Here is a 5,781-nt window from a genome sequence, read left to right as displayed (position 1 = left end):
TATACGTCCATGCACCTGATGCATCAATCGTCACATCACCATAAGCACCGTTGTAAACACCATCAACAAAGGCTAATGCCGGGTTATCCGCATCGGTGGCTGTTAGGACACCTGTCACTGTTGTTGCTACATCTTCAACTAGTGCACCTGTACCTGCTGAAATAACTGGTGCGGTGTCTGTGCCTGTTAAATTAATGGTCACCGTAGATTGAGTACCATCGGTCAACGCAACGGTGAAGGTATCTGAAGCTAACTCTCCGTCCGTTAATGTCTCGATGTTTGCTGACGGTGTATAGGCATAGTTGCCTAGTGCATCTATCGTCAAGTCACCGTAAGTGCCATTTAAGCTTGCTGGAACAAACGCATTCACATCTGTTAAATCAGCATCATTAACGCTTACTTGTCCAGTTACGCCTAAGCCACCTTCGGTCATTGATGCAACAACTGGCGTTATAACCGGAACATCGTTTGTACCGGTTAAATCAACCGTAATAGTTGACTGAGTGCCATCTGTAAGCTCTACAGTAAATAGTTCAGTCGCAGTTTGACCTTCTGCCAAAGTCTCAATAAATGAGGTGGGTGTATACACATAGTTACCAGCTGCATCGATCGTCAGATTACCGTACGTACCATTGAGGTTCGCTGGTACAAAAGCATTCACGTCTAGCAAGTCCAAGTCCGTCACATTGACCTGGCCGCCTACCGACAAGTCACCCTCGGTCAGTGTCGTCAGAACTGGTGTAACAATAGGTAAATCATTGGTGCCTGTTATGTTGATGTCGATTGTACCCGTCGTACCATCGGTTAATGCCACCACAAAGGAGTCTGATGCGGTTTCACCTTCTGCAAGGCCTTGCATCGCCGCTGATGGTGCATAGACATAATTACCTAAGGCATCAATTGTGAGTACCCCGTAAGTCCCGTTTAATGTGGTTGGAACAAAGGCGTTTACATCCAGTAAGTCGGCATCAACCACATCTACCTGGCCTGTGATGTTGAGGCCATCTTCGACAATGCTTGCCACAACCGGTGTCACGACTGGAATATCATTGGTACCTGTCACGTCAATTTGAACGTTACCTGTGGTGCCATCGGTCAGCGCCACTATGAAGTTCTCAGTGAAGTTCTCTCCTTCGGCTAATCCTTCAATGGCAGCCGTTGGGGTATATGTCCAACCACCTAACGCATCGACGGTTAAAATACCGTATGAGCCATTAAGCGTCGTTGGCACAAAGGCATTCACGTCCAATACATCGGCATCAACGACATCAATATTGCCGTTAATTGCTAAGCCACCTTCCAAGAAGGTTTCGAGTACTGGCGTAATCACTGGCACATCATTAGTGCCCGTTAGCGCCACTTCAATCAGTGCCACACTGCCATCATTCAAGTTAACGGTAATACCGTCAGTGACCGACTGACCTGCTGCCAATGTCTGCAGTGCAGCATTGGCGGTATACGTCCATGCACCTGATGCATCAATCGTCACATCACCATAAGCACCGTTGTATACACCATCAACAAAGGCTAATGCTGGGTTATCCGCATCGGTGGCTGTTAGGACACCTGTCACTGTCGTTGCTACATCTTCAACTAATGCACCTGTTCCTGCTGAGATAACTGGTGCGGAATCTGAACCAGTAATTCCGATTGTCACTGTTGTCGTCGAACCGTCATTCAACTGAACGGTTAGAACTTCTGTTTGAGTTTCGCCAGCTGCTAATGCATCGGCTCTTGCGTCTAACTCGTAGTTCCATGCACCATTGGAGCTGATCGTTAATAAGCCATAATCGCCGTTTACTGTTGCATTTAAGAATGCGAGATCAGCATTGTCTGCGTCTGTTGCTGTTAATGTTCCAGAAATACTTGGTGTCACACTTTCAACGACAGCGCCCACACCTGAACTAATCACAGGTAGACTGTCAGTACCAGTAACATCAATTTGAATCGTAGATTGACTACCGTCAGATAAAGATACTGTGAAGATTTCAGATTGCACTTCACCAGCTGCTAGCGATTCTATTTGTGCGCCTGGTGTAAATAACCAGTTGCCATTAGTGTCGATTGATAAGTTACCTAAAGTCCCAACTAAATTTTCAGCTACAAAAGTATGAACATCGAGACTGTCGACATCTGTGTAAGTTAATTGACCGCCCGCGCTCAGCTCTACTCCCTCAGTAATTGAGGTTGTTGCCGAGCTTATTACTGGTAAATCATTTTCACCGTTTACTGTAATTACAATTGGTGTAACGCTTCCATCATTAAGCGAAACGTTAAATGTTTCAGTAACCACTTCTCCAAATGACAAGCTTTGCGCACCACTGTTTAAATTATATGTCCATGCGCCAGTCGGATCTATTGTTAACGTACCTTCTGATCCCACCAGGGTTGCATCAATAAACGCAAGGTCTGCGTTATCTGCATCAGTTGCCGACAGGTTACCCGAAATACTAGGCTGAGAATCTTCAAATGCGACACCAGCACCAGCAGTAATGACTGGAAGATCGTCAGTGCCAGTAATGGTGATCTGAATGTTAGTCGTTGTACCATCACTCAACTGAACGGTTAGAATTTCGTTGCCCGTTTCGCCGCCCTGAAGAGCCTGTGCGTTTGCATTTAATGTGTAATCCCAAGCACCTGAAGAGTCGATAGTTAGATCCCCATAGGTGCCATTTACTGTCGTATCAACGAATACTAACGCTGGGTTATCTGCATCCGAAGCTGACAATGTACCTGTAACCGTTGGTGTAATATCTTCAACCACAGCGCCAACACCCGTTGTAACGATTGGCAAGTCATCGGTGCCCGTAACCGTGATTTGAACGGTAGTTGTCGTACCGTCATTAAGACTAACAGTGAAAACTTCCGTTTGCTGTTCACCGCCCTGCAGGGCTTCCGCGTTCGCGTTCAGTTGATAGTTCCAAACTCCATTGGCATCAACGGTTAAATCACCATATAAACCATTCTGTACACCAGAATTGAACTCTAATGCTGGGTTATCAATATCAACAGCCGTTAATTGTCCTGATACTGACGTTGTTACGTTTTCAATAGCAGCACCAACCCCGACTGAAACGGTAGGCATGTCATCGGTGCCTTGTACCGTTACTTGAATCGTAGTCGTACTGCCGTCACTTAGAGAAACGGTAAATAGCTCAGTCTCAGAATCACCACCACCTAAAGCTTGTGCATTGGCATTTAAAGCATAGTCCCAAGCGCCGTTTGACCCTATCGTCAAATCACCGTAGGTGCCATTGATGGTTGTATCAACAAATAAAAGATTGGGGTTGTCTGCGTCGGTTGCTGTTAAGTTACCACTGACCGTTGGCGTCACGTCTTCAACGACTAAACCAACACCAGTGCTGATGACAGGCGCATCATCCGTACCTGTCACTGTGATGTTCACTGTAGTAGTTGAGCCATCACTGAGAGTCACCGTAAGAATATCGTTATCAGTTTCGCCTGCACCAAGGGCTTCTGCCTTAGCATTTAATGAATAACTCCAAGTACCGTCCGTACCCACAGTTAATGTACCGTAAGTACCTTCGACCGTACCATCGACAAAAACTAAATCGCTATTGTCTAAGTCAGTCGCGGTCAACTGGCCCGTCGCAGTTGGTGTTACCCCCTCTACCGCAACGCCAACGCCGGCAGAAATAACCGGAGCGTCGTCCGTACCCGTAACGCTAATCTGAATCGACGTAGCTGAACCATCTGCTAACGTCACCGTAAATACTTCATTTTGCTGTTCGCCAGCTTGAAGCGCGTCAGCATTAGCATTTAATTGATAGTTCCAAATACCATTTGAATCAATCGTTAAATCACCGTAAATACCGTTTTGAACACCGGCATCAAACAAAATTGCATTACTTTGATCGTCCGTCGCGGTTAACGTACCGCCGACACTGGTGGTAATGTCTTCAACTACCGCACCAACACCAGTAGAAATAGTAGGAACACCATCCGCGCCATGAACATCAATAGTTACAGAGGTAGCCGTTCCGTCTGATAATAGAACATTAAAGACTTCAGTCTGGACTTCACCATCGACTAGTGCTTGAACGGCTGAGTTAAGGACATAGTCCCAAGTACCATCAGCGTTTACGGTTAGATCGCCGTAAGTACCATTTAATGTTGTATCAACAAATACTAAATCAGGGCTATCGACGTCTGTGACAGATAGTGTTCCACTGACAACAGGTACGGTACCCTCTGTAGCTACACCAGCTCCTACTGACACAACCGGTGCGTCTTCAGTACCCGTTACGTTGACTGTAACAGTTGTTGTACTGCCATCATTCAATGTGACGGTAATAATATCTTGGGCCTGTTCGCCGCCTCCAAGCGCTTGAGCATTATTGTTTAGCGTATAACTCCAGTTACCAGTGCTATCAATGGTTAAATCACCATAGCTGCCACTAACCGTTGAAGCGTTAAACTCAAGAGTCGGGTTGTCAGCATCGGTGGCCGTTAGAGTGCCAGTTGCCGTTGGATCAGTGTCCTCAGTCACAGAAGCCGTCGCCGAGCTAATAACTGGCGCATCATCGGTACCCGTAATCGTTATTTGAACTGTGGTTTGTGAGCCATCATTTAGACTGACTGTGTAGGTTTCTATTTGAACTTCGCCTTCTGCCAATTGATCAGCACCGGCTCCAGCTGTGAAGCTCCATGCTCCATTTGCATCAATAGTAAGGTCACCGTAGACACCGGATGTTGTACCTGCATTAAATGCCAAACTCGGGTTGTCAGCATCAGTTGCCGATAACTGACCTGTTACAGTAGGGTTAGTATCCTCCGTAACTGAACCACTTCCTGAACTAATAACTGGTGCGTCATCCGTACCAGTAAGAGAAATTGAAACAGTGGTTGTCGTGCCATCGTTCAATGTAATTGTATACACTTCAGTTTGCACTTCACCGCCAGCAAGAGCCTGTGAACCTGGACCAGCTGTAAACGTCCACGCCCCATTTTCATCGACAGTGATCTGACCGTACGTACCCGTTGTTGTACCAGCTACAAACGCCAAACTTGGATTGTCAGCATCACTTGCCGTTAACTGACCAGACGCCGTTGGTGACGAGTCTTCAACTACGGCACCGCTATCTGTTGAGACAATCGGCACATCATCCGTACCAGTGCTATTAATTGTAACGGTGGACGTACTTCCATCATTCAGGGTAACGGTAAATGTTTCCGATTTTTGCTCCCCATCGGCAAGCGCATCCGCACCTGAATTTTGGGTGTAAGTCCAGTTGCCACTGGCATCAATAGTGAGATCGCCATATTGACCATTTTGAGTTGACGCATTAAATGCTAACCCTGGGTTGTCTGCGTCGGAAGCAGTCAACGTGCCTGATGCAGTTGTGGTCACATCTTCAGTAACATCAGCAGTCGCTGTGCTAATAACTGGCGTATCGTCAGTACCTGTTAAATTGATTTGGATGGTTGTAGTGCTACCGTCGTTAAAGTTAACAGTAAATACCTCGGTCTGTTGCTCACCGTCTTGCAATCCATCCATATTTGAGTTTGGTGTATAGGTCCATTCCCCTTGCGCGTTTATAACTAAATCGCCATACGTGCCGTTTGATGTTCCCGCGGTAACAGCCAGACTAGGGTTATCAGCATCAGAAAAGCTCACCTGTCCCGTTGCATTTGGCGCGCTGTCTTCAGTAAACGAAACAACGGTTGGTGAAATCACTGGCGCATCGTCGGTTCCGGTGAAGTCAATCGAAATAGAAGTTTGCGAGCCGTCAGTTAGTGTAATTGTATACACCTCTGTTT

At 46.5% G+C, this 5,781-nt stretch carries 1 protein-coding gene; it reads right to left on the bottom strand.

What is annotated here, in order from left to right:
* A partial coding sequence (locus AC4E96_RS04895; protein ID WP_490255056.1) for a VCBS domain-containing protein occupies window positions 1-5,781 on the bottom strand: 5,781 nt, incomplete at both ends.

It is taken from the genome of Psychrosphaera sp., from assembly GCF_982872775.1.
The sequence above is the reverse complement of the archived record's forward strand: the minus strand, read 5'-3'. Positions and strand labels throughout refer to the sequence as shown.